This is a genomic window from Arthrobacter bussei (assembly GCF_009377195.2).
Lineage (GTDB): Bacteria > Actinomycetota > Actinomycetes > Actinomycetales > Micrococcaceae > Arthrobacter_D > Arthrobacter_D bussei.
Genome location: NZ_VJXX01000001.1, coordinates 1161831 through 1184143, shown reverse-complemented (window position 1 = coordinate 1184143; position 22313 = coordinate 1161831). Strand labels below are relative to the sequence as shown.

Here is a 22313-nt window from a genome sequence, read left to right as displayed (position 1 = left end):
TGCTGGTGCCGGCGGTCCTGGAGGACATGAGGAGCGATTTCGACGATCCCGCCGTCGTCAGCCGGTTCGCCCACGACTTCTGCTCGACGCTCGAGGGGAAGATCGACCGGCTGGACGTCCGGCTGCAGGGCGGCGATGCCATGGGCGCGGCGGACGCGGTGCTCAGCGTCACGACGTCGTCGGCCATGGTGGGCGCCGTGCGCCTCACGCAGGCCTCGCTCCGGATGCAGCGCCTGATCGCGGCGGACGACCTCGACGACGCCCTGATCTCGCTCGCGCTGCTCCGTGCCTGCGCGGCGGACACCGTCACCGAGCTCGAGCGTGTCTACCCGAAGGGGAGCACGGGCGCCGCACCCTAGCCCGGCCCCCGTGCGGTGCCGGTCGGCCGCAGACGCCGCTCGGCGCCAGGGGCGTTCGAGCCCACGGCTAACGGGAGGTCGAACTCCTCGGCATGATCCTGAAGCCGACGCCGCGCACCGTGGTGATGAGATCCGGGTCCCCCGACGTCCGGGCCAGCTTCTGCCGCAGGTTCGCGATGTGCACCTCGATGGCGCGCTCGTCCGTGCGGCTGACGAAGTTGTAGCCCCGGTACTCCCTGCCGCGGGATACGCGCACCAGCTCTTCCTTGGTGCGCACCGCGCCGTTGCTGCGCAGCAGCTCGTGCAGGAGGTTGAACTCGGTCTTGGTGAGCGGGAGTTCGACGCCCGAGCAGGTCGCCGTGCGGGCCTCGCCGTCCAGCACCAGGTTGCCGTTGCGGAGGAGGCCCGCCGCCGCACCCGCCGGAGCCTCGGTGGTGGCCGGCGAGGCAGGCGCGGTGCCGCCGGATGCTCCGGGGGTGACGGACGCAGGGGGAGCCACCGGCTGGCCGATGCGGGGCCGGCGTAGCATCGCGTCGATCCGTGCCCTCAGCTCCCGCGGCCGGAAGGGCTTCAGGACGTAGTCGTCCGCGCCGGCCTGGAGCGCGGTGAGGATGTCCATCTCGTCCGTGCGGCCACTCAGGACGATCACGTAGCAGTCCGACGTCGTGCGGATGCGGCGCAGCACCTCGTACCCGTCGATGTCGGGGAGGCCGATGTCGAGCGTGACGACCGCCGGATGTTCCTGCCGCACGGCGTCCACACCCTCGCGGCCCGTCGCGGCACCGCTTGCCGCGAAGCCGCCCTGCTCGAGGACGGCACACAGCAGGTTGCGGATGTCGAGGTCGTCCTCGATCACGACCGCTGCGCGGCGGTCACCGGCAGCGACGCTATTCATGGGCTGCGACCTTCGTCTCGGGGGGCAGCAGCGCCGCTCCGGACGGGTGCTCCGCTTGCCGGGCGGACGGGAGGGCGGAAGTGACGGCGGATGTCCGTGCCATGGTGCGAGACCTGTTCTCTTCGGCGGCCCGGCTGACCGCGTGGGTCCCGTGGCTTTGCGTCCCCGGCTCGCACCGGGTTTGCCTTTGTCGACGGGCGGCTGCCCGCTCCACGATTTTAGCAACCCGCACCGACGCCGTGGGATCGCTCCCTCCACCACGCCCCGTCACCGCTCCGCCCTCCCCGTCCCGGGCTGCCGGAGCAGCGCAGCGCCGCGTCGCACGGCCGATCCGACGGCCGTGAGCGCCGTCGAGCCATGGCGCCACTGCTGCCAGTGGAGAGGGACGTCCAGGTGCCCGTCGTCGTCGAACGGGAGGAGGTCCCCGCGATCCCGGTGCAACTCCAGTTCCGACACCAGGCCCCAGCCCATGCCCAGGCGGATGGCCTCCGCGAACTCCTCGGCCGCGGGAACGTGGTGGCGTGGAGCGTCCCCGGTGTACCGGATGCGTGAGCGGAGATACGCGTCCTGCAGGTCGTCCTTCCGGTCGAAGACGATGACGGGGGCCTTTGCCAGCGCCTCCGGCGTCGCGCCGTCCGGGAACCAGGCCTCACGGAAGCTGCGAGTGCTCACCGGGACGTAGCGCATGATGCCGAGCGGGTGGGAGGAACAGCCCTGGACCGGCGCCGCGACCGACGTGATGGCCGCCGCTGCCGCGCCGCTGCGCAGGAAGTCGAGCGAGTGGTCCTGGTCCTCCCGGAGGATCTCGATCTGGAGCGTCTCCGCGATCGGGGCGAGGGCGGGCAGAACCCAGGTGTGGAGGGAATCGCCGTTGACCACGATCGTGATGTGCTGCCGGCTCCGCTGGTCCTCCGCGGCGAGCTCGTCCGAGAGGTCGGCGGTGAGCAGTTCGAGCTGCCGGGCGAACCGCACCACCGCCTGTCCGGCGTCGGTGGCCCGGAGCGGCCGGGCCCGCGTGATGACGGGTCGCCCGACGGCGACCTCCAGGGCGCGGATCCGCTGGCTCACCGCCGACGGGGTGATGGAGAGCGTGGCAGCCGCGGCCTCGAAGCTGCCTCCGCCCACGATCGCGGCGAGCGCCTGCGCCTGTGCAGGGTCGACATGTGTCATGAGCACTTCTTACCATGCTGAAGAAGCTTTAGCTGGTCTTACGCGGTGCCCCCTTCTAGGTTGATCAGGTGATCACCACTGCCGCCACCGGCTTCGCTGCCGGCCTGACCCTCATCGTCGCCATCGGATCGCAGAACGCCTTCGTGCTGCGCCAGGGCCTCCGACGCTCCCACGTGGCCCTGGTCGTGGCGGTGTGTGCCCTGTCGGATCTCCTGCTGATCGGGCTCGGCGTCGGCGGCCTCGGCGCTTTGATCGAGGGGGCGCCGGTGCTGCTCGAGGTGATCCGCTGGGCGGGCGCGGCCTTCCTCACCGGCTATGCCGTCCTTGCCGCACGCAGGGCGGTCCGGGGCGGGACCCTCGACACCGCCGGGGGCGCCGCGACGACGTCGTGGCGGGCAGCGCTCGGCACCTGCCTCGCCCTGACCTGGCTCAATCCCCATGTGTACCTCGACACCGTGTTGCTGCTCGGCTCCCTGGCGGGGACGCACGGCCCCACCGGCCGGTGGTGGTTCGCCGCCGGCGCGGGCCTGGGCAGCATCGTCTGGTTCACAGCACTCGGCGCGGGGGCGCGCTTCCTCGCCCCGCTGTTCGCGCGTCCGGGGGCGTGGCGCGTGCTCGACGCCCTGATCGCCGTCGTCATGCTGGTCCTCGCCGTCCTCCTCGTGGTCCGGTAGGGGGCGGACCGTCAGGCCGGCGGTCGCTGCGGCGCGCGACGCGCCTGGGCCTGCCGGTCCCACAGCCACAGCACGACGACGACGGCGGCACCGGCCACGAACACGGCGAGGGAAGCGGCCCACGCACCGGGGTCCGGGGCGAGGAGAGCCGTCCCGTCCTGCCACGGCCACAGGGCGCGCGCGGAACCCAGGATCAGGCCGGTGGCGATGAGCAGTGTTGCGCGCCTCCTCGCACGCAGGAGATAGGCCAGGCCACGCACCACTGTCGCGAGCCCGAGGACCGCGCCACCGGCGAAGAGTGCGAGGTAGCCGATGTCGCGGGTGCTCGCGGCCTCGAGGGTCGGCTCGTACAGGCCGATCGTGAGCAGGATGAAGGAGCCGGAGAGGCCGGGCAGCACCAGTGCGCAGACCGCGGCGGCACCGCTGAGGACGAGCACCCACCCCTGTGGCTCGCCCACCTGCAGGGTCGGCAGTCCCAGTCCGAGGAAGACGCCGACAGCGACGACCACCACCACGAACACGGCCAGGGCCCACGGTGCGGGACGAGGCGGGAGCAGCCGCGTGACCATGGACAGCGGGACCAGCAGGCTCGCGAGCACCATGCCGAGGAAGAGGGCCCGGGCGATCACGGGTTGCGTGTCGACGAAGGCATGCAGCGGTCCGGCCAGCGTGAGGAGCGCCACGGCCATCCCGATGGCCAGGGGCAGCACCAGCCGCCATTCGACGGCATGGAGATGCGTGCGGGACGCCGCCCGGCCCTTCCCGCCGAGGAGGGCGGTCACGGCGTGGACCGCGTGGTCGGCCGAGGCGATGAGGCGGTCGTAGATGCCGAGGACGAGGGCCATGGTGCCTCCCGAGACCCCCGGCACCAGTTCCACCAGACCGATCAGGGCTCCCTGCAGGAAGCTGGGCAGTGCGCGCAGCGAGGGGTTCGGAGGAACAGGGCTGCTGGGTGTCGGGTGCAAGGCCATTCTCCTCACCGTACGGCCGCGGCATCCCCCGATCCACCTCGGACGGGGTGAGGCGGCCGTCTGTGAGGCATCACGCATCGGCGTCCCGCGTCCCATGGAACACCCAGACGCTGCTGCTACCGTGTCAGCTTCCCCTGCTCCCGCCGGCTCGCCTCGTGCTGCCCGGACCCGAAGGAACCCGCGTGACGCACCTGCCCGACCAGCCCCCGCCGGCGGACCGACCCGTCGGACCCTCTGATCCCGGCCAGGGGGCACGCGTGCCGGGCAGAGCCGAGCGCCACGAGGAGCACCGGGCCGAGCACAACGACGAGCACCGTGCCGAGCGCCACGACGAGCACCGCTCCGGCCGCGGCCTCGACGACGTGGACGGCGGTCGTCCCCGGTGGCTGCGTCCCGTGGCGGTGGCCGTGATCGCTCTCGTGACGGCCGTCGTCGTGTTCGGCGGGTACTGGGCGGTGCGACTGGCGACCAACGTCGACAGCCTCGACCTCAGCGCCACCGGGACCTCGGGGTCCGGGGTGGACGACCGCACCGACCGGCTGCAGATCCTGGTCCTGGGGTCGGACACGCGGAGCGGATCGAATGCGGCCTACGGCGCGGAGGACGACTCCTCGGGCTACGGGCAGGCGGACGTCATGATGCTGCTCGACATCTCGGCGGACAACCAGCACGTCAACGTCCTCAGCTTCCCGCGGGACCTCCTCGTGGACATCCCCGCCTGCACGGACGGGCAGGGCGGCGGCTCGTTCGGCGGGAGGTCCGGCGAGATGATCAACAGCGCCATGCGGGACGCCGGTCCGGGGTGCGCGGTGGACACCGTCAACGAGGTCACGGGGCTCGAGGTGGACCACTTCATGCTGGCTGACTTCAACGCGGTCACCGAGCTCTCCGACGCCGTCGGAGGAGTGGACGTCTGTGTCACCCAGGCGATCGACGAGCCGAAGTCCGGTCTGAAGCTGCCGGCCGGGACCTCGAGCGTCCAGGGCGAGCAGGCCCTGGCGTTCCTGCGGGCCCGTGCGGCGTTCGGTGACGGCGGCGACCTCGGCCGGATCCAGGCGCAGCAGGCCTTCCTCGGTTCGCTCACCCGGAAGATCAAGGACGAGGGGACTCTCGGGAACCCGCAGCGACTGCTCGGGATCGCCGACGCCCTGACCAGCAACCTCACCGTGGACAGGGGCCTGGCCTCCGTTCCCGCGATGGTCACCATCGGGAACCGGTTGAAGGACATCGACCCGGCGAAGGTCGCGTTCATCGCCGTCCCCACGGTGCCGGCCGCTGATCCCAACCGCCTGGTGCTGGACGAACCCCTCGCCTCCGAACTCTTCGCCGCACTCCGGTCCAGTGCCGACCTGACGACGCCCGCGGCGGACGTTCCCTCGACGGACGTTCCCTCGGAGGGTGCTCCCACGGCCGGGAGCACCGACCCGACCGCGAGTCCCGACGCCGGTCCGCTGCCCGAAGCCTCCTCGGTCCCCGTGGTCGTCGCGGACGGAACAGGCGGCGCAAGCGTCGTCGCGTCACTCGTCCCGGCGCTGACCGGGGCCGGCTACGCCGGGGCCGGGAGCATGCTCGCCCCCGCGACGCCCCTCACCGGCATCTACTACGGCGAGGGCTTCGAGGAGGAGGCACGGGCCATCGCCGCCCTGCTCGGGCTGCCGGCGTCGATCGCTACTCCTGATCCCTCGGTCTACGGTGTGCAGGTGTATGTCGGCGCGGACGCCGCAGGTGGACTGGACCAGGTCGCCGGCCCCGACGTATCGGGTGCCATCAACCAGACCGCCGATCAGGTGTCCTGCCAGGACACCAACCCGTTCGGCTGACCGCCGGACGGCGGCGGCGGCGCGGGCGTCGTCCCGCCCGCCGTCCTCCGTGGTCCTCCGGTCAGAGCAGGACGACGTCGGACACCGCGACCACGGCGCCCCCACCGTCGCGGATCTGGAGCTGGGACACGTCCTCGCGCAGCACCGCGGCGTTCATCCGGCAGGTGACCGTGCGGTCCGCCCCGAGGAAGGTGCCGGAGAGGTACTCCTCGCCGTCGTCACCCACCAGCACCACCTCGAACTCCTCCCCGACGGCGAGTCCGTCCAGTTCGAGGACCGTCTCCGTGCCCCAGGTGTGCGCCACGAGAGCGGCGTCGACGGTGGTTCCGGCGGGCTGCTCCGAGAAGGTGACGTCCTCGAGTGCGCCGAGCGTCCCGGGCGGGCCGTCCGGGGGAGCCTGCAGGGCTCCCGTCAGGGCCTGCCCCCCGAGCGCGCCGGCCACCACGAGTCCGGCCGCTGCCAGTGAGAACTGCAGGCGGCGCGGGCGGGTCCCGGACGTGAGCCTTCTGCTGCCGGTGCGTCGGGAGCGGGACGGAGCGGTTTCCTCGGCGGGACCGGCGGGAGACGCACCCGTGGCCAGGGAGACGCGTTCGGCGAGGCCGGGCGGCAGCGGTGGTTCCTCCCAGGTCAGGTCCGCGCGGTCCAGCCGCCGAGTGAGGTCCCTGAGCTCCTGCAGCTCGTCCGCCAGGGTCGGATCCGCGGCGCACGCGAGGTCGAAGTCGCGCTGCTCGTCGCCGTGGAGATCACCGGCGAGGGCAGCCGCGAGCAGTGCCTCCCGGCGCGCATGCTGATCGCTCATTGCTCCTCCTCCTCGCGCAGTGCTTCCTTCAGCGCTCTCAGTCCGTAGAACATCCGTGTGCGCAGCGTCGCCGCGGGAACGCCCGTGTGCCTCTCGAGCTGGAGGTAGGTCATACCCTGCAGCTGGACCGCGACGATCACCTCGCGGTGTTCCCGGCTCAACCGCGCCAGCCCGCCGTACAGCACGATCCGGTCATCGGCCGGTCCCGTCTCCGAGACCACGGTGGCGGACGCCTGCAGGTGGTCGTCGGTGACCGGTGTGGGCCGTCTTTGCCGGGCACGCAGCTGGTCGATGACCACGTTCCGGGCTATCGCGAACAGCCAGGTCCGCTCGGACCCGCGGTCGGGCCGGTAGCTGGCCCGTGCCCGCCAGGCCCGGACGAAGGTCTCCTGCACGCATTCCTCGGCCATGCCGCCGTCGCGCGTGCTGTTGTACGCGAAGGCGTAGAGGCCACGGCCGTGCTCGTCGAAGGCCTCCCGCACGTCGAAGGTGCCGGCGTCGTCCCTGATTGAATCCGCCCTCCGAGCCGTCGTCCCGAGCATCGTGTCCGCCTGTCCGCAGAAGTGGGTGCGAAGGGGATACCGCTCGGGGGTGGTGAAACGTTCACCGGTTCGTCCGCGACGTCCAATTAGTCCACGACGACGACGGTCCGTCCGCGGCGATGAACGCCCGGACGCAAGCGCGAGTATACCTTCGCAGGCGCACCGATCCGCGGCGCGCACATCGGAAGGGACACCATGCAGAGGACCACGAAGAGGATCGCCGGGCTGTCGGGCATCGTAGGGACAGCGGCGCTCGTGACGGCGATGGGTGCTGCGCCCGCGTCCGCGGAGACGGCCGTCGACCGGCCGGACTCCTTCACCAGTGCCTACACCGTCGCGGCGCTCCCGGGCAACGTGATCGGCCCGGACGGCGCACCCGCCCCGGGTGAGCCCGGCGCCACCGGCACGTTCAACTTCATGATCAACTCGGACCTCGAGATCATCTGCTACGACATCACGCTCGACGGCGTCACACCCCCGTTCCAGAGCATGGCGAAGACCTCGACCCACATCCACCAGACCGCGGCGGGGAAGAACGGCCCGCCCCGCATCGCCTTCCCGAATCCCGCGGGCGAGGGGACCCTGACGGGTTCGGGCTGCCTGCAGGGCCCTTTCACCACGGGACTGACGGGTGACAGCGGTGCGGACACGGGCGGGGGCTTCTCCCTCAAGCAGCTCGAGTCCGACCCCGCCGGCTTCTCGGCCGACACGCACACATCGAGCTTCGTTCCGGGTGCGGTCCGGGGTCAGCTGACGGCTCTGCCGATGGGCGGCGTGGACACCGGCGTCGTGTCGGCGCCGGTCCCGGCGCCGAAGTCGACCGCGCCTCTGGCCCTCGGCGCGCTGGCGCTGGTGGGAGCAGGTATCGGCGGTGCGGTGCTGGTCCGCCGTCGCGCCGGCGTCGCCTAGGGGATGCCGGAGGGGGCCGGCCGCGATGTCCGTCGGGGCCGGCTCCCTTCATCATCGGCGGTGCAGGAGCACGGGAGGTCCGCCGCGTCGGTGACGACCGCGGCCGCCCCGGCGTCACTCCCCGTTGGCGCGGGCTTCGATCCAGTCGGTCGCCGCATCGGAGAGGAAGACGCCGTCGGGCCCGCGCTCTCCGATCCACCAGGGGTCGGCGGCGATCAGGCCGCCCACGCGGCTGATGTCCGCGGCCACCTCGGGGGAGAGTGCCTCACCGTTGTGATCGCCCAGCCACTGCCGCGTCTCCGGCAGGACGGCTGCCCACCACTCTTCGAGTTCCATGACCGCAGTATGCCCCGGCACCGCGGGCTGCGGCCAGGGGAGCGGGCCGAGCCGCGGACGTTCCCGACGAGCCCGGAGCGGACCAGGAGCGGGGCTGCCGGAGGGAGAGCGGGCAGAGGACTCCCGACGCCGGGCCGTGCGCCGTCCTCCCGGGAGAGGCATCGATGATCGTCGACGGTGCAGTCGACGGTGCAGTCGACGGTGCAGTCGACGGTGCATATGCTGGCCCGGGACGTCGAGCGCCGCGTTCCACGTCATGAACCGGCCCGTCACGTTTGCTGATCCCCGGCCTCTGATCCCCGACCCCTGATCCCCGACCTCCAGAGCAGAAGTGAGTACCCCGATGAGCTTCAAGGCAGCCGCACCCTCGGTCCTGTTCGTGTGCGTCAAGAACGGGGGCAAGTCACAGATGGCGGCCGGCCTCATGGACAGGGTGGCCGGGGGTGCTGTCACCAGTGCCTCCGCCGGGTCGCAGCCCGGGTCCGCCGTCAACGGCCTCTCCGCGGAGGCCCTGGCCGAGCTGGGGATCGACATCAGCCGGAACGTGCCCCGCCGGATCACCCGCGAGGACCAGGAGCGGGCGGACCTCGTCGTCGTCCTCGGCGCCGAGGCGCAGGTCGACGAGGTCGACGGCACGCTCTACGAGCGCTGGGAGACGGACGAGCCCAGCGAGCGCGGCATCGAGGGGATCGAGCGCATGCGCCTGATCCGGGACGACATCCTCGAACGCGTCACCGCCCTGCACGCCACCCTCACCCGCCGGTAGGACCTCGGCGGACGGGCCCGTCCTGCACCCGCCGACCTGCGCGGGAGTCCCCACCGGTCGCTTCCACCGGCCGTTCCGGGCCCGATCCCGGCCGTCCGGCAGGGAACGCGCGTACCGTGGGCGGATGGCAGCCACCGATACCCGTCAGCAGCACATCGTCGACACGCTCGTCGAGGCCCACCAGGACCTGATGGGTGTCGATCCGCTCGCCTTCCGGGCACGGTTCCGGAAGATGGCGGCGGACCCGTACGCCTTCTACCGCGGCAGTGCGTCCCTCTTCTACACGGACATGGCAGGCCTCGACGACGCCTGGGCCGACGAGCGGACGGGTCGCGTCTGGATCCATGGGGACCTGCACGCCGAGAACTTCGGTACCTACATGAGCAACGAGGGCCGCCTGACCTTCGACGTCAACGATTTCGACGAAGCTTACGTGGGACATTTCTCCTGGGACCTGCGCCGCTTCGTCGCCTCACTGACGCTCCTCTGCTGGCAGAAGGCCCTGCCGTCCCGGGCCGTTCGCGACCTCGCCGGGATCTACCTCGAGGCCTACCTGCGACGTGTCGCGGACTACGTCGACGACGAGCAGTCCACCTTCGCCTTCGGCCTCGACAACACCGAGGGGACCATCCACCGCGTCCTCCAACAGGCCCGCGCCGCCCGGCGGACCCGGCTGCTCGATTCCCTGACCGTCATCGAGGACGACGAACGCCAGTTCCGCGACGACGGCTCCATCAGGTCGCTCGACGACGGCGAGTACGCGGACGTGGCCGAGGCGTTCCAGCAGTACCTGCGCACCATCCCTGCCGGCGAACGGTCCCGTCGCCGGATCTTCTACCGCGTCAAGGGGATCGTCGGGAAGAAGGGCTTCGGCATCGGCAGCGCGGGCCTGCCGACCTACAACGTCCTGATCGAGGGCTTCGACGAGGCCCAGGAGAACGACATCGTCCTGACCATGAAGCAGTCCACCATCGCCGCTCCCAGCAGGATCGTCCACGACCAGCGCGTGCGTGACTACTTCGAGGACGACGGGCACCGTGCCGTCGTCAGCCAGCGTTCGCTGCAGACCCACACGGATCCCTTCCTCGGGTACACGTCCATCCGCGGCGTCTCCTACGTGGTGTCGGAGCTGTCCCCCTACAAGCGCGACCTCTCCTGGGAGGACCTGACGGAGCCCGAGCAGATGGCGCCCGTGCTGGAGGCCCTCGGCCAGGCGACGGCGAAGATCCACTGCTCCACCGACGAGGACAGCGACCACGACCTCGTCCCCTTCCGCACCGAGACGGCCATCCTCGCCGCCGTCGAGCGCTCGCGGGGCGGATTCATCGAGGACATCGTCGAGTTCGGGGAGTCCTATGCGAACACCGTCCGGCAGGACCACGCCCTCTTCGTGGATGCCTTCCGGGAAGGCCTGATCACCGCTGTCCCGGCCGCCTGAGGAGAAGTTGAGCCGACCCGACTCAAGGTGATTTGGTGCCCGAGCCCGCTGGGCCTATAGTTGAGTGCAGAACGCTCAATCTACGCGCCCGGCGGATGAGCGCCTCGCAAATCCCGGGCAGTCGAAAGGAAATTGCATGTCACGTGCAGTAGGTATTGACCTCGGAACCACCAACTCGGTCGTCTCGGTCCTCGAAGGCGGCGAGCCCACCGTCATCGCGAACGCCGAGGGCGCCCGCACCACGCCGTCGATCGTCGCATTCTCCAAGTCCGGCGAGGTGCTGGTCGGCGAGATCGCCAAGCGCCAGGCCGTCAACAACATCGACCGCACCATCGCGTCGGTCAAGCGCCACATGGGCACCGACTGGAACGTCGACATCGACGGCAAGAAGTACACCGCGCAGGAGATCTCCGCGCGCACGCTGCAGAAGCTGAAGACCGACGCCGAGAGCTACCTCGGCGAGAAGGTCACGGACGCCGTCATCACCGTGCCCGCCTACTTCAACGACGCCGAGCGCCAGGCCACCAAGGAGGCCGGCGAGATCGCGGGCCTGAAGGTCCTGCGCATCGTCAACGAGCCCACCGCGGCCGCCCTCGCCTACGGGCTCGACAAGGGCAAGGAGGACGAGCTCATCCTCGTCTTCGACCTCGGCGGCGGAACGTTCGACGTCTCGCTCCTCGAGGTGGGCAAGGACGAGGACGCCTTCTCCACCATCCAGGTCCGCTCCACCGCCGGTGACAACCGGCTCGGCGGCGACGACTGGGACCAGCGCGTGGTCGACTACCTGCTGTCGCAGGCCAAGGCCAAGGGTGCGGACCTGTCCAAGGACAAGATCGCCCTGCAGCGTCTGAAGGAGGCTGCGGAGCAGGCCAAGAAGGAACTCTCCTCGGCCACCTCCACCAACATCTCGCTGCAGTACCTCTCCGTCACGGCGGACGGTCCCGTCCACCTCGACGAGCACCTCTCGCGTGCCAAGTTCCAGGACCTGACCAAGGACCTGCTGGACCGCACCAAGAAGCCGTTCAACGACGTCATCGCCGAGGCCGGGATCAAGGTCGCCGACATCGACCACATCGTCCTGGTCGGCGGATCCACGCGTATGCCCGCGGTCGGTGAGCTCGTCAAGGAGCTCGCAGGCGGCAAGGAGCCCAACAAGGGGGTCAACCCGGACGAGGTCGTGGCCGTCGGTGCCGCACTGCAGGCCGGCGTCCTCAAGGGCGAGCGCAAGGACGTCCTGCTCATCGACGTCACCCCGCTGTCCCTCGGCATCGAGACCAAGGGCGGAATGATGACCAAGCTCATCGAGCGCAACACGGCCATCCCGACCAAGCGCAGCGAGACCTTCACGACGGCGGACGACAACCAGCCGTCCGTGGCCATCCAGGTCTTCCAGGGCGAGCGCGAGTTCACCCGCGACAACAAGCCGCTGGGCACCTTCGAGCTGACCGGCATCGCACCGGCCCCCCGCGGGGTGCCGCAGGTCGAGGTCACCTTCGACATCGACGCCAACGGCATCGTCCACGTGTCCGCGAAGGACAAGGGCACGGGCACCGAGCAGTCGATGACCATCACCGGTGGTTCCTCGCTCTCCAAGGAGGACATCGAGCGCATGGTCCGCGAGGCCGAGGAGCATGCAGCAGAGGACAAGAAGCGCCGCGAGGCGGCCGACGTCCGTAACGGAGCCGAGCAGCTCGCCTACTCGGTGGACAAGCTCATCGCCGACAACGCGGACAAGCTGCCCGAGGAGGTCAGGACGGAGGTCCAGGCCGACGTCGACGCCCTCAAGAAGGCGCTCGAGTCGCAGGACAACGACGACGAGGTGAAGTCGGCCTTCGAGAAGCTGCAGGCATCCCAGTCCAAGCTCGGCGAAGCGATCTACGCCTCGGCCCAGCAGGACGCGGGCCAGGCCGGTGGCGCACCCGCCGACGACCAGCCGACGGCCGAGGGCTCCGACGAGGACATCGTCGACGCCGAGGTCGTCGACGACGACAACGAGAAGAAGTAGTCATGCCGCACCACGGAAATGAAGAAGAGCACCAGTCGGAGCCGGTGAGCTTCCGCGACAACCGGAAGATCGACCCGGAAACAGGCGAAGTCCGTGGGCAGCAGAACGATGCCGGCGCCCCGGCTGCGGAGGATTCCGTGGCCGGGGAGCAGGCAGAGCCCTCGGGCGACGCCTCCGAGGGGGATGCCCTGGCCCAGGCCGAGGCCATCCTCAATGAGGCGGGCGACGACGGCGGGAGCAATCCGGCCGTGGATGTCGTCGCGGAACTGCGGAACGACCTCCTCCGGCTCCAGGCGGAATACGTCAACTACCGGCGCCGTGTCGAGCGTGACCGGGACGTCGCCCGTGACCAGGCGGTCATCGGCGTGCTCAACTCGCTGATGCCCGTCCTCGACGACATCGACGCAGCACGCCAGCACGGCGACCTCGCCGGGGGCCCGTTCGCGGCGATCGCCGGCAAGCTCGAGAACGTCCTCAAGGCGTACGAGCTCACCCGGATCGACGAGGTCGGCGTCGCGTTCGACCCGAACGTCCACGAGGCGCTCATGCAGCAGCCGAGTGCCGACGTGCAGGCCGACAGTGTCAGCCAGATCCTCCGCGCCGGCTACCGTAAGGGCGAGCGCGTCCTCCGGGCCGCCCAGGTCATCGTGGCGGTTCCGGAGTAATCAGCACCATGAGAGCCGGGACAGCCCCCGAACGGCGGCAACGAAATTCCTGCGGGCCTGGCGGCCCTTGGAATATTGAAGCCGCCTTCCTAGGGGACTGCCCCGGCTCCCGCCGATTACTCACCTCTTTATTCGAAGAACTACGGAAGGAGACGCCAATTGGCTAGTCAGGATTGGGTCGACAAGGATTTCTACAAGATCCTGGGTGTCTCCAAAGATGCGTCCGACGCCGACATCAAGAAGGCGTACCGCAAGCTCGCCCGCAAGCACCACCCCGACCAGAACCAGGGCGATGCCGGGTCCGAGCGCATGTTCAAGGACGTGTCGGAGGCCTATTCCGTCCTGTCCGACGCCGAGCAGCGCCAGCAGTACGACGCCATCCGTGCCATGGGCGGGGGCGCCCGATTCTCCGCCGGTGGTCCGGGTGGGGGCGCGGGAGGCGGCGCCGGGTTCGAGGACATCTTCGGCAACCTCTTCGGCCAGGGCGCAGGGCCGCGCGAGCGCACAGGGTTCTCGAACAGCAACCTCCCCCCGGAGTTCGCCGATCTCTTCGGCAGCGGCGGGATGGGAGGCAGCAGCTTCCCCGGCGGCTTCCAGCAGTCCCGCCCGCAGAAGGGCGCGGACCGTACGGCCAGCACCTCCATCTCCTTCGCCGGCGCGATCAACGGCACCACGATCGGCCTGCGGGAGCCCTCGGGCGAGCAGATCGACGTACGGATCCCCGCCGGTATCCGCGATGGACAGAAGGTCCGGGTCAAGGGCAAGGGCCAGCCCGGCCAGGCGGGCCCGGGCGACCTCATGGTCACGGTGTCCGTCAAGGAGCACCCGCTGTTCAAGCGCGACGGGGACACCATACGCCTGACCGTGCCCGTCACGTTCCCCGAGGCCGCCCTCGGAGCGCAGATCGAGGTCCCGACCCTCACCGGCGAGCTCGTGAAGATGCGCATCCCCGCGGGGACGCCGTCGGGCCGTACCCTCCGCCTCAAGGGCCGTGGTGTGAAGACGTCGAAGACCACGGGAGACCTGCTGGTGACCGTCGAGGTGGTGGTGCCGCAGAATCTGTCCAAGGAGGCAGAAGCGGCCGTCGAGGCGTTCAGGGACGCGACGAAGGACGCCGACCCCCGAGACGGCCTGGCCGCGAAGGCGCGCCTGTAACAGTACATTTGAGCGAACGCCGGGAGGACCGGCACGGAAGGAGGCCACCGATGGACTACACGATGCCCGTGTACGTCATCTCCGTGGCCGCGGAGCTCGCCGACATGCACCCGCAGACGCTGCGGCAGTACGACCGGCTGGGACTCGTCACGCCCAGCCGTGCCCCGGGACGGGCGCGGCGCTACTCCCAGAAGGACGTCGGGACCCTGCGGGAGATCCAGCGGCTCTCCCAGGAGGGCGTGTCCCTCGAGGGTATCCGCCGCATCCTCGACCTCGAGAACCAGGTCGCGGCGCTCCGGTCCCGCGTGGGCGAGCTGACGGCGGAACTCGCGCAGCGGCGCGTGCAGGCCGAGTCGGGGCGCGTCTTCGCCGCCGGCCTCGCGGGCGACGTCGTCACCCTCGCGCGTGGGCAGCGTCCGCGCCCGCGGAGCCAGGCCGTCGTGGTCTGGCGACCGGAGGCCGTCCGGCCTCCTCTGGCGCAGCTGCCCCTGCGCGCCGCGAACTAGGACGCGGTCCGGACCGCCGGTCCCGCTCCCGTCGAGCCACGGACCACGAGGTCCGCCTGGAAGAGGATGTCCGAGCGGGAGGTGCGGTCCCCGGCGAGTTCGGTGACGAGGGCGTGCACGGCGGCCTCCGCCATCGCGGAGATGTTCTGCCGGAGCGTGGTCAGGGGCGGGTCGGTGAAAGCCATGAGCGGTGAGTCGTCGAAGCCGACCACCGAGATGTCCTCGGGGACTCTGAGCCCGCGCGTCTGCGCCGCACGCATCGCGCCGAGCGCCATGATGTCCGAGGCGCAGACGATGCCCGTGTGACCGCTGTCGATCAGTTCGTCAGCGGCACTCTGGCCTCCTTCGATGGTGAACATGCTCGTCGCGATGTGCGGATCGGCATCGTCCTCGCCGAGGAACTGGAGGAGCCCGGCACGGAAGCCCTCGAGCTTCCGGCGGCTCGGGATGAACCGGTCCGAGCCCGTCGCGAACCCCACGCGCTGGTGCCCCTGCGCCACGAGGTGGCGGACCGCGGTCCGGATGGCGGTGGCGTCGTCGTTCGAGACGGAAGGAGCGTCGATCTCCGGGCGGGCGCCGTTGACCAGCACGAACGGCACGCGGCCACGCAGCCGGCGGTAGCGCTCCACGCTCGCCCGACCGTCCGAGTGCGCGGCGCAGACGAAGATGATGCCGCTGACGCCCTGGTCCAGCATCAGGGCCACGTACTCGTCCTCCGTGATGCCACCGCCGGGCAGCGTGCAGAGGGCGGGGATGTAGTCGTTCGGTGCCAGCAGGGCGGCGATCGCACCCGCGAACGCCGGGAAGACGGGATTGACGAGATCAGGCACCACGACGCCGATCTGCCCCTTCGACCGGCCTGCCGTCCGTGCCGGGCGCTCGTAGCCCAGGCTGTCCATGGCCGCGAGCACCGCCTGCCGGGTCTCCTGCGAGGCGCCGCCCTTGCCGTTCAGCACCCGTGAGACGGTGGGCACGCTGACGCCGGCCGTCCGGGCGACGTCGTCCAGTCGGGGGCGGTCGATCCGGGTCTCGGAAGTCATGAGGTCAATCTAGCGCAGGCGGCATTCGGCTGTAGAAACTTTTCGTGAAAGTTGCTTGACGCCAAGACATGCCCCTCCCTAGGGTCGGGAGGACCACTCCTGGACAGTCCGGCCGCGCAGCGACGCGTGGTCGGGGAAGGACCACCATGACACTCCTCGACGCCACGGCCCGGCCGGCACGGGGGCCCGCTGCCACGCGCGCGTCCCGGCTGGCCGCCGTCGTCCTCTCCCTGCCCCTCCTCGCCATCCTGACGCCCGCTCCGGCGCTCGCGGACCACACAGCCGTCCCGGGCACGGTGGCCCTCGTCGGTTCGCTGCAATCGGAAATCGGCTGCCCCGGCGACTGGCAGCCCGAGTGCACAGCGACAAGACTTGTCCCCGAGCCCGGATCACCGGACACCTGGACGGCGACCTTCGACGTCCCCGCGGGCTCCTACGAGTACAAGGTGGCGCTGAACGATGCATGGGGCGAGAACTACGGTGCGGGCGGAGCGGCGGGTGGTGCGAACCTGGCCCTCGAAGCTCCCGGCGGCCCCGTCACCTTCACCTACGACCACCGTACGCACGTGATCTCCAGCGACGTCCCCGCGGCCCCGACGGCGACCATGGCCGGGCACTGGCTCACCCCCGGGACGCTCGCCTTGGACGTGGACCTCCCCGAGGGCACGCGGTACCGCCTGTACTCGGCGCCCGAGGGCGGCCTGGCGGTCGAGGACGGCGCCGTCGTCGGGGGCGCGTCCCTCGATCTCTCGGTGAGCGGTTCGGAGCTCGCCCCCGAGCTCGCCGCCACGCACCCGCACCTCTCCTCCTTCACCACCCTCACGCTCGGGAAGAAGGACGCGCGGAAGGCAGGTGAGCTCCTCAAGGGGCAGCTGCTGCTCGCTGCCCTCGCGCCGGACGGCTCCGTCCTGGCCGCCACCGGCGTGCAGGTGCCGGGGGTGCTGGACAGCCTCTACGCCGGTGCGGCGCGGCAGGAGCTCGGCCTCAGCTGGAAGGGCACGAAGCCCCAGCTGGACCTGTGGGCTCCGACCGCCCGCAGCGTCTCGGTCCGGGTCTTCCGGGAGGGTACGGGCGGCAGCCCGATCGCCACGCGCGCGCTGCGTGCGGGCAAGGACGGCGTGTGGAGCGTCAAGGGCGAGAAGGACTGGAAGGGCGCGTACTACGTGTACGACGTCGAGGTCTTCGTCCCCGAGACCGGTGCCGTCGAGCACAACATCGTCACCGACCCCTACAGCGTGGGCCTGTCGACGAACTCCGAGCGGTCCCTGATCGTGGACCTCGAGGATCCCGCGCTCATGCCGACGTCATGGTCGCGCCTCGCCAAGCCGGCCATGCAGAAACCGGAGCAACTGTCCGTCTACGAACTGCACGTGCGCGACTTCTCGATCACCGACACCACGGTGCCCGAGGCCGAGCGTGGCACCTACGCGGCCTTCGGGCGCTCCGACAGCGACGGCATGACGCGGCTCTCGGAACTCGCGTCCAGTGGCCTGAACGCCGTGCACCTGCTCCCGGTGAACGACATCGGCACCATCGAGGAGGAGCGCGCGCTCCAGGCGGAGCCCGGCTGCGATCTCGCTTCCTTCGCGCCCGACGGCACGGAACAGCAGGAGTGCGTCTCGGCCGTGGCCGGCCAGGACGGCTTCAACTGGGGGTACGACCCGCTGCACTACACCACGCCCGAGGGCTCCTACTCGACCGATCCGTCGGACGGGACCCGCATCGCCGAGTTCCGCACCATGGTCTCGTCGCTGAACACCGCGGGGCTCCGTGTGATCCAGGACGTCGTCTACAACCACACCGCGGGCGCGGGCCAGTCCTCGACCAACAACCTGGACCGGATCGTGCCCGGCTACTACCACCGGCTGAACCCCGCATCGGGCGCCGTGGAGACCTCGACCTGCTGCCCCAACACCGCCACCGAGCACACCATGATGGGCAAGCTGATGGTGGACTCCATCGTCACGCTCGCCAGGACGTACAAGCTCGACGGCTTCCGCTTCGACCTCATGGGACACCACTCCAAGCAGAACATCCTCGACGTCCGGGCGGCCCTCGACGAGCTGACGCTCAAGCGCGACGGCGTCGACGGGACATCCGTCTACCTGTACGGCGAGGGCTGGAACTTCGGTGAGGTGGCCGACAACGCCCGGTTCGAGCAGGCGACGCAAACCACCATGGCCGGCACGGGCATCGGCACGTTCAACGACCGCCTGCGTGATGCCGTGCGCGGCGGCGGTCCGTTCGACGGCGACCCCCGGATCCAGGGCTTCGCCTCCGGCCTGCTCACCGACCCCAACGGCGTCGAGGGGAACGGTACGGAGGAGGAGCAGCGGGCCCGCCTGCTGCTGTCCCAGGACCAGATCCGCGTGGGACTGACCGGCAACCTCAGGGACTACCGGTTCACGGACCGCCTCGGCAACGAGGTGACCGGCGCCGGCGTCGACTACAACGGCTCACCCGCCGGGTACACCGCCGACCCGCAGGAGGCGATCACCTACGTCGAAGCGCACGACAACGAGACGCTGTTCGACGCCCTGGCCTTCAAGCTGCCCACGGACACCGCGATGGCGGACCGGATCCGGATGCAGACCCTGGCGCTCTCGACGACGGCGCTCGGCCAGGGCATCTCCTTCTGGCACGCGGGCGGTGAGTCGCTCCGCAGCAAGTCGCTGGATCGCAACAGCTACGATTCCGGCGACTGGTTCAACGTCCTCGACCACACGGGCACCGACAACGGCTTCGGCAGGGGCCTCCCGCCCCGGGCGGACAACGAGGACAAATACGCCTTCATGCAGCCGCTGCTCGCCGATCCCGCCCTCAAGCCGACCGCGGCGGACATCGAGGCGGCCCGGCTGCAGGCGCAGGAGCTGCTCGCCATCCGGCAGGGCAGTCCGCTGTTCAGCCTCGGCACGGCGGACCTCGTGCAGCAGAAGCTGTCCTTCCCGGGCAGCGGTGCCGACCAGACACCCGGCGTGATCGTCATGCACCTCGACGACACCGTCGGTCCGGACGTCGACTCCGGGCGGAAAGGCATCGTCGTCGTCTTCAACGCGTCCGACGACGCCACGGTGCAGCAGGTCCCTGCTGCCGCCGGAACCGGCTTCGCCCTGCACGCCGTCCAGGCGGAGGGGAGCGACGACGTCGTCCGTGGGGCGACCGCCGCCGCCGACGGCACGTTCACGGTCCCGGCACGGACGGTCGCGGTCTTCGAGGCCCGCTGACCCTGCCCGGGAAGGCCCGGCTCCCGCACGGGGGCCGGGCCTTCGTCGTGCGGTGACGGCTGTGTCTCAGGGTTTCGGGACGGACGTGCTGGAGCGGATGATCAGGGCGGTCCGCGCGGCATGGTTCGTCGGCCGGTGCGCGTCCGGTTCCTGCAGGATCTGCAGGAGCCGCTCGACGGCCCGCCGGCCCTGCTCCTGCGGGAACTGCGCGACCGTCGTCAGGCCGAGGGCCTCGCCGAGCTCGTGCCCGTCGATCCCGATGACCGAGACGTCCTCGGGGACGCGCAGTCCCAGTTCGCGCGCGGCGAGGATGGCGCCGATGGCCATCTCGTCGGAGGCGCAGAACACCGCGGTGGGGGTGTCCCGCGGATACCCGAGCAGCTGCTTGGCCTGGGCGTAGCCGCCCTGGATGGTGAAGTCGCCGTCGATCCGCCAGGAGTCGAGGATGGTGAGCCCCGCGGCGGCCATGGCCGACTCGTAGCCGTGCCGCCGGGTGCCGGAGATGCGGAAGTCGTTCTCGAAGGCGTCCGACCCGCCGATGTGGGCGATCCTGCGGTGCCCGAGCGTGATGAGGTGCTCGGTGGCCAGTTCGGCGATCTCGTGGTCGTTGACGCTGTAGGTCTCGGCTCCGGGCAGCGGGCCCCCGATGCCCACGACCGGCTTCCCGACCGCCAGGAGCTGGCCCAGTTCGTCACGGCTCAGCTCGAGCGAGACGGGGATGACGCCGTCGCACCGCTGCCGCAGCAGGAACTCCGACAGGACGCGGTCCCGGGACCCGGCGTCCTCGTTCAGGTTGTAGAGCGTGAGGTCGTACCCCGCCTCGAGGAGGGATGCGGCCACGCTGTCGAGGATCTGGGAGTAGTACCAGCGGGCCACGGACGGCACGACGACGCCGATGTTGCGGTGCCGACCCGAGGCGAGGGACGACGCCGTCGAGCTGACCACGAAGTCGAGTTCCTTCGCGGCCTGCAGCACGCGGGCACGGGCCCGCTCGGACACGCGCCCGTTCCCGCTGAGGGCACGGGAGACGGTGGCCGTGGAGACGCCGGCCAGTTCGGCGACATCCTTGATCCCGGCCATGGTCCCCCTGGGTCTGCACTCCCGGCCGGTTGGACCGGCACGTGACGATGAAGGGCGCGCCGGTCGGCGTGCCCCGCCCGATCATCCCGGATCGGGCGCCGATCCGCTATCCGGCGGTGCTCAGGATCCAGACGCAGGCATCCGGCACCAGCAGGCCGTCCTCCACCGCGCCGGGCGTGCTGGCCGCGATGACCGTGCCGGGAGGCAGGGGGGCGGCGAACTCACCCATGTTGAGGACCACGAGTACCTCGCCGTTGAGGAAGGCGACGACGTCGCTCTGCTCGAACGGCCGGGACCAGCTCAGTGATCCCGCACCGAGGCGCAGATCCCGCCGCAGCTGCAGCGCCGTGCGGTAGAGGGACAGGGTGGAATCCGGGTCCGCAGCCTGGACGTCGCGGGCGAACCCGGCCCAGCCCTCGGGCTGGGGGAGCCACGGCGCTGCGGTCGAGTCCGCCCCGCCGAACCCTGAGGAGGGCTGGTCCGCGCGCCACGGCAGCGGCACGCGGCACCCGTCACGGCCGATCCGCTCGCCGCCGGTCCGGGCGAAGGTCGGATCCTGGCGGGCGTCGTCGGGCATGGAGGTGTGGTCGGGGAGACCGAGCTCCTCGCCCTGGTAGAGGTAGATGCCGCCGGGCAGGGCGAACATGGCGAGCGACGCCGCCCTGGCGCGGGCGAGGCCGGTGTGGAGGTCGGGCTGGGGGTCACCGTGCCCGATCCCGTCACCACCACGCGGGGTCCCGTCGGTGAGGCCGAAGCGACTGGTGTGCCGGACGACGTCGTGGTTGCTGAGCACCCAGGTGGTGGGCGCCGCCACGGCGTCGAAGGCCGTGAGCGAGGAGGAGATGACGTCCCGCAGGGCGTGGGCGTTCCACGGGTGGTGCAGGTAGGCGAAGTTGAACGCCTGGTGCATCTCGTCCGCGCGGACCCAGTCGGTCAGCCGGGGCAGGGGATCGATCGAGGCCTCGGCGCAGAGGATGCGTTCGCCGTCGTACTCGGCGAGGATCGCCCGCCACCGGCGGTAGATCGCGTGCACCTCGTCCTGGCCGAACATCGGTGCCTCCCAGCCGGGGAAGCCCTCGGTGGAGCCGCCGTCGGCGCGTCCGCCCCAGTCGGGCAGCCCCTCGGCCTTGATGAGGGCGTGCGCCACGTCCACGCGGAAGCCGCCGACGCCGCGGTCCAGCCAGAAACGCAGGACACGCTCGAACTCCGCGCGCACGGCCGGGTTGTCCCAGTCGAAGTCGGGCTGCGAGGAGTCGAAGAGGTGCAGGTACCACTGGCCGGGCGCGCCGTCCGCAGCGGCGGTCCGTGTCCACGCCGGTCCGCCGAAGTGGGACTGCCAGTTGTTCGGCGGGATGCTGCCGTCCTCGCCGCGGCCGTCGCGGAAGATGAACATCGCGCGCTCGGGGGAGCCGGCGGGTGCGGCGAGGGCGGACTGGAAGAGGGCGTGGTCGCTGGAGCAGTGGTTGGGGACGAGATCCACGATCACGCGGATCCCGAGCTCGTCCGCCCGCCCGACGAGGGCGTCGAAGTCGTCCAGCGTGCCGAACCGCGGGTCGACGTCGCAGTAGTCGGCCACATCGTAGCCGCCGTCGCGCTGGGGCGAGGTGTAGAACGGCGAGAGCCAGACGGCATCGATGCTCAGCTCCGCCAGGCGCGCGAGTTCGCCGGTGATCCCCGGCAGATCGCCCGTGCCGTCACCGTTGGAATCACGGAAGGAACGGGGATAGACCTGGTAGATCACGGAGGAACGCCACCACTGGTCCTCCTCGTGCGGTGCGTGCAGCGGAGCGTGGAAGGCGGTGGGCGAGGTCAGGGTCTCGCCGAGCAGGGGGGCGATCTCGGGCATGCGGACCATCCTAAGCCCACACCGGCCATGTTCTGGAAGCGTTTCCAACCATCAGCGGGCTGACTTTGTTGGTTTGTCAGCGATATTGCGTCGATCTTGCGTGGACTAGGCAG

General features: G+C 70.6%; 20 protein-coding genes and 1 riboswitch. Of the genes, 11 read left to right on the top strand and 9 right to left on the bottom strand.

Annotation, left to right across the window (positions count from 1 at the left end; translation table 11 throughout):
• Positions 1-26: 26 nt before the first annotated feature.
• Positions 27-359 carry a hypothetical protein gene (locus FNH21_RS05545; RefSeq protein WP_152812893.1) on the top strand — a complete coding sequence of 111 codons (333 nt, stop codon included), beginning with the start codon at positions 27-29 and terminating at the stop codon, positions 357-359.
• Between the two features lie 67 nt (positions 360-426).
• Here the strand turns inward: FNH21_RS05545 and FNH21_RS05540 are convergent, their stop codons facing one another.
• A complete protein-coding gene (locus FNH21_RS05540) occupies positions 427-1254 on the bottom strand; it encodes a response regulator transcription factor (RefSeq protein WP_152812891.1) in 828 nt (275 codons plus the stop codon).
• 121 nt (positions 1255-1375) lie between these two features.
• Positions 1376-1450: riboswitch (cyclic di-GMP riboswitch) on the bottom strand.
• 71 nt (positions 1451-1521) lie between these two features.
• Positions 1522-2424: a LysR family transcriptional regulator ArgP gene (locus tag FNH21_RS05535; protein WP_152812889.1), complete on the bottom strand. Its 903-nt coding sequence runs from the start codon at positions 2422-2424 to the stop codon at positions 1522-1524.
• A 68-nt stretch (positions 2425-2492) separates the two neighbouring features.
• Here FNH21_RS05535 and FNH21_RS05530 point away from each other — a divergent pair, with 68 nt between their 5' ends.
• Positions 2493-3098 (top strand): LysE family transporter, encoded by a 606-nt coding sequence (locus tag FNH21_RS05530; RefSeq protein ID WP_191931646.1) that lies wholly within the window; start codon positions 2493-2495, stop codon positions 3096-3098.
• A gap of 11 nt (positions 3099-3109) precedes the next feature.
• Here the strand turns inward: FNH21_RS05530 and FNH21_RS05525 are convergent, their stop codons facing one another.
• Positions 3110-4063, bottom strand: coding sequence for a DUF368 domain-containing protein (locus FNH21_RS05525; protein WP_206687028.1), 954 nt, complete (start codon positions 4061-4063; stop codon positions 3110-3112).
• 188 nt (positions 4064-4251) lie between these two features.
• Here FNH21_RS05525 and FNH21_RS05520 point away from each other — a divergent pair, with 188 nt between their 5' ends.
• A complete protein-coding gene (locus FNH21_RS05520; RefSeq protein ID WP_338403163.1) occupies positions 4252-5889 on the top strand; it encodes an LCP family protein in 1638 nt (545 codons plus the stop codon).
• 61 nt (positions 5890-5950) lie between these two features.
• On the opposite strand, the gene FNH21_RS05515 is transcribed toward FNH21_RS05520, so the two are convergent.
• Both FNH21_RS05515 and FNH21_RS05510 read right to left on the bottom strand, forming a co-directional pair.
• Complete coding sequence (locus FNH21_RS05515) at positions 5951-6688, bottom strand: hypothetical protein (protein ID WP_152812885.1); 738 nt, start codon at positions 6686-6688, stop codon at positions 5951-5953.
• Positions 6685-7230 (bottom strand): sigma-70 family RNA polymerase sigma factor, encoded by a 546-nt coding sequence (locus tag FNH21_RS05510; protein WP_152812883.1) that lies wholly within the window; start codon positions 7228-7230, stop codon positions 6685-6687. Before FNH21_RS05510 ends, FNH21_RS05515 begins: the two co-directional genes overlap by 4 nt.
• A 195-nt stretch (positions 7231-7425) precedes the next feature.
• On the opposite strand from FNH21_RS05510, the gene FNH21_RS05505 reads away from it, so the two are divergent.
• On the top strand, positions 7426-8139 hold the full coding sequence (locus FNH21_RS05505; RefSeq protein WP_152812881.1) for a CHRD domain-containing protein: 714 nt from the start codon (positions 7426-7428) through the stop codon (positions 8137-8139).
• 114 nt (positions 8140-8253) lie between these two features.
• Here FNH21_RS05505 and FNH21_RS05500 read toward each other — a convergent pair whose 3' ends face one another.
• On the bottom strand, positions 8254-8475 hold the full coding sequence (locus FNH21_RS05500) for a hypothetical protein (protein ID WP_152812879.1): 222 nt from the start codon (positions 8473-8475) through the stop codon (positions 8254-8256).
• Positions 8476-8818: 343 nt separating this feature from the next.
• Here FNH21_RS05500 and FNH21_RS05495 point away from each other — a divergent pair, with 343 nt between their 5' ends.
• The 6 genes from FNH21_RS05495 to FNH21_RS05470 all read left to right on the top strand — a co-directional run bounded on the left by FNH21_RS05495 (position 8819) and on the right by FNH21_RS05470 (position 15010).
• Positions 8819-9241, top strand: a complete 423-nt coding sequence (locus tag FNH21_RS05495) for an arsenate-mycothiol transferase ArsC (RefSeq protein WP_152812877.1) — start codon at positions 8819-8821, stop codon at positions 9239-9241.
• A 124-nt stretch (positions 9242-9365) separates the two neighbouring features.
• Entirely contained in the window at positions 9366-10679 is a 1314-nt protein-coding gene (locus tag FNH21_RS05490; RefSeq protein ID WP_152812875.1) for a DUF2252 domain-containing protein, read from the top strand.
• Positions 10680-10815: 136 nt separating this feature from the next.
• On the top strand, positions 10816-12684 hold the full coding sequence (dnaK, locus tag FNH21_RS05485; protein WP_055767265.1) for a molecular chaperone DnaK: 1869 nt from the start codon (positions 10816-10818) through the stop codon (positions 12682-12684).
• A 2-nt stretch (positions 12685-12686) separates the two neighbouring features.
• A complete protein-coding gene (locus FNH21_RS05480; RefSeq protein WP_152812873.1) occupies positions 12687-13349 on the top strand; it encodes a nucleotide exchange factor GrpE in 663 nt (220 codons plus the stop codon).
• A 159-nt stretch (positions 13350-13508) separates the two neighbouring features.
• Entirely contained in the window at positions 13509-14504 is a 996-nt protein-coding gene (locus FNH21_RS05475) for a DnaJ C-terminal domain-containing protein (protein ID WP_152812871.1), read from the top strand.
• A gap of 50 nt (positions 14505-14554) precedes the next feature.
• Positions 14555-15010: a heat shock protein transcriptional repressor HspR gene (locus FNH21_RS05470; protein WP_152812869.1), complete on the top strand. Its 456-nt coding sequence runs from the start codon at positions 14555-14557 to the stop codon at positions 15008-15010.
• On the opposite strand, the gene FNH21_RS05465 is transcribed toward FNH21_RS05470, so the two are convergent.
• Positions 15007-16050, bottom strand: a complete 1044-nt coding sequence (locus tag FNH21_RS05465) for a LacI family DNA-binding transcriptional regulator (RefSeq protein ID WP_152812867.1) — start codon at positions 16048-16050, stop codon at positions 15007-15009. The genes FNH21_RS05470 and FNH21_RS05465 overlap by 4 nt on opposite strands.
• A 146-nt stretch (positions 16051-16196) precedes the next feature.
• On the opposite strand from FNH21_RS05465, the gene pulA reads away from it, so the two are divergent.
• Positions 16197-19274 (top strand): pullulanase-type alpha-1,6-glucosidase, encoded by a 3078-nt coding sequence (gene pulA, locus FNH21_RS05460; protein WP_152812865.1) that lies wholly within the window; start codon positions 16197-16199, stop codon positions 19272-19274.
• Between the two features lie 66 nt (positions 19275-19340).
• Here pulA and FNH21_RS05455 read toward each other — a convergent pair whose 3' ends face one another.
• Both FNH21_RS05455 and FNH21_RS05450 read right to left on the bottom strand, forming a co-directional pair.
• Entirely contained in the window at positions 19341-20354 is a 1014-nt protein-coding gene (locus FNH21_RS05455; RefSeq protein WP_152812863.1) for a LacI family DNA-binding transcriptional regulator, read from the bottom strand.
• Between the two features lie 106 nt (positions 20355-20460).
• On the bottom strand, positions 20461-22200 hold the full coding sequence (locus FNH21_RS05450) for a glycoside hydrolase family 13 protein (protein ID WP_152812861.1): 1740 nt from the start codon (positions 22198-22200) through the stop codon (positions 20461-20463).
• Positions 22201-22313 lie beyond the last annotated feature (113 nt).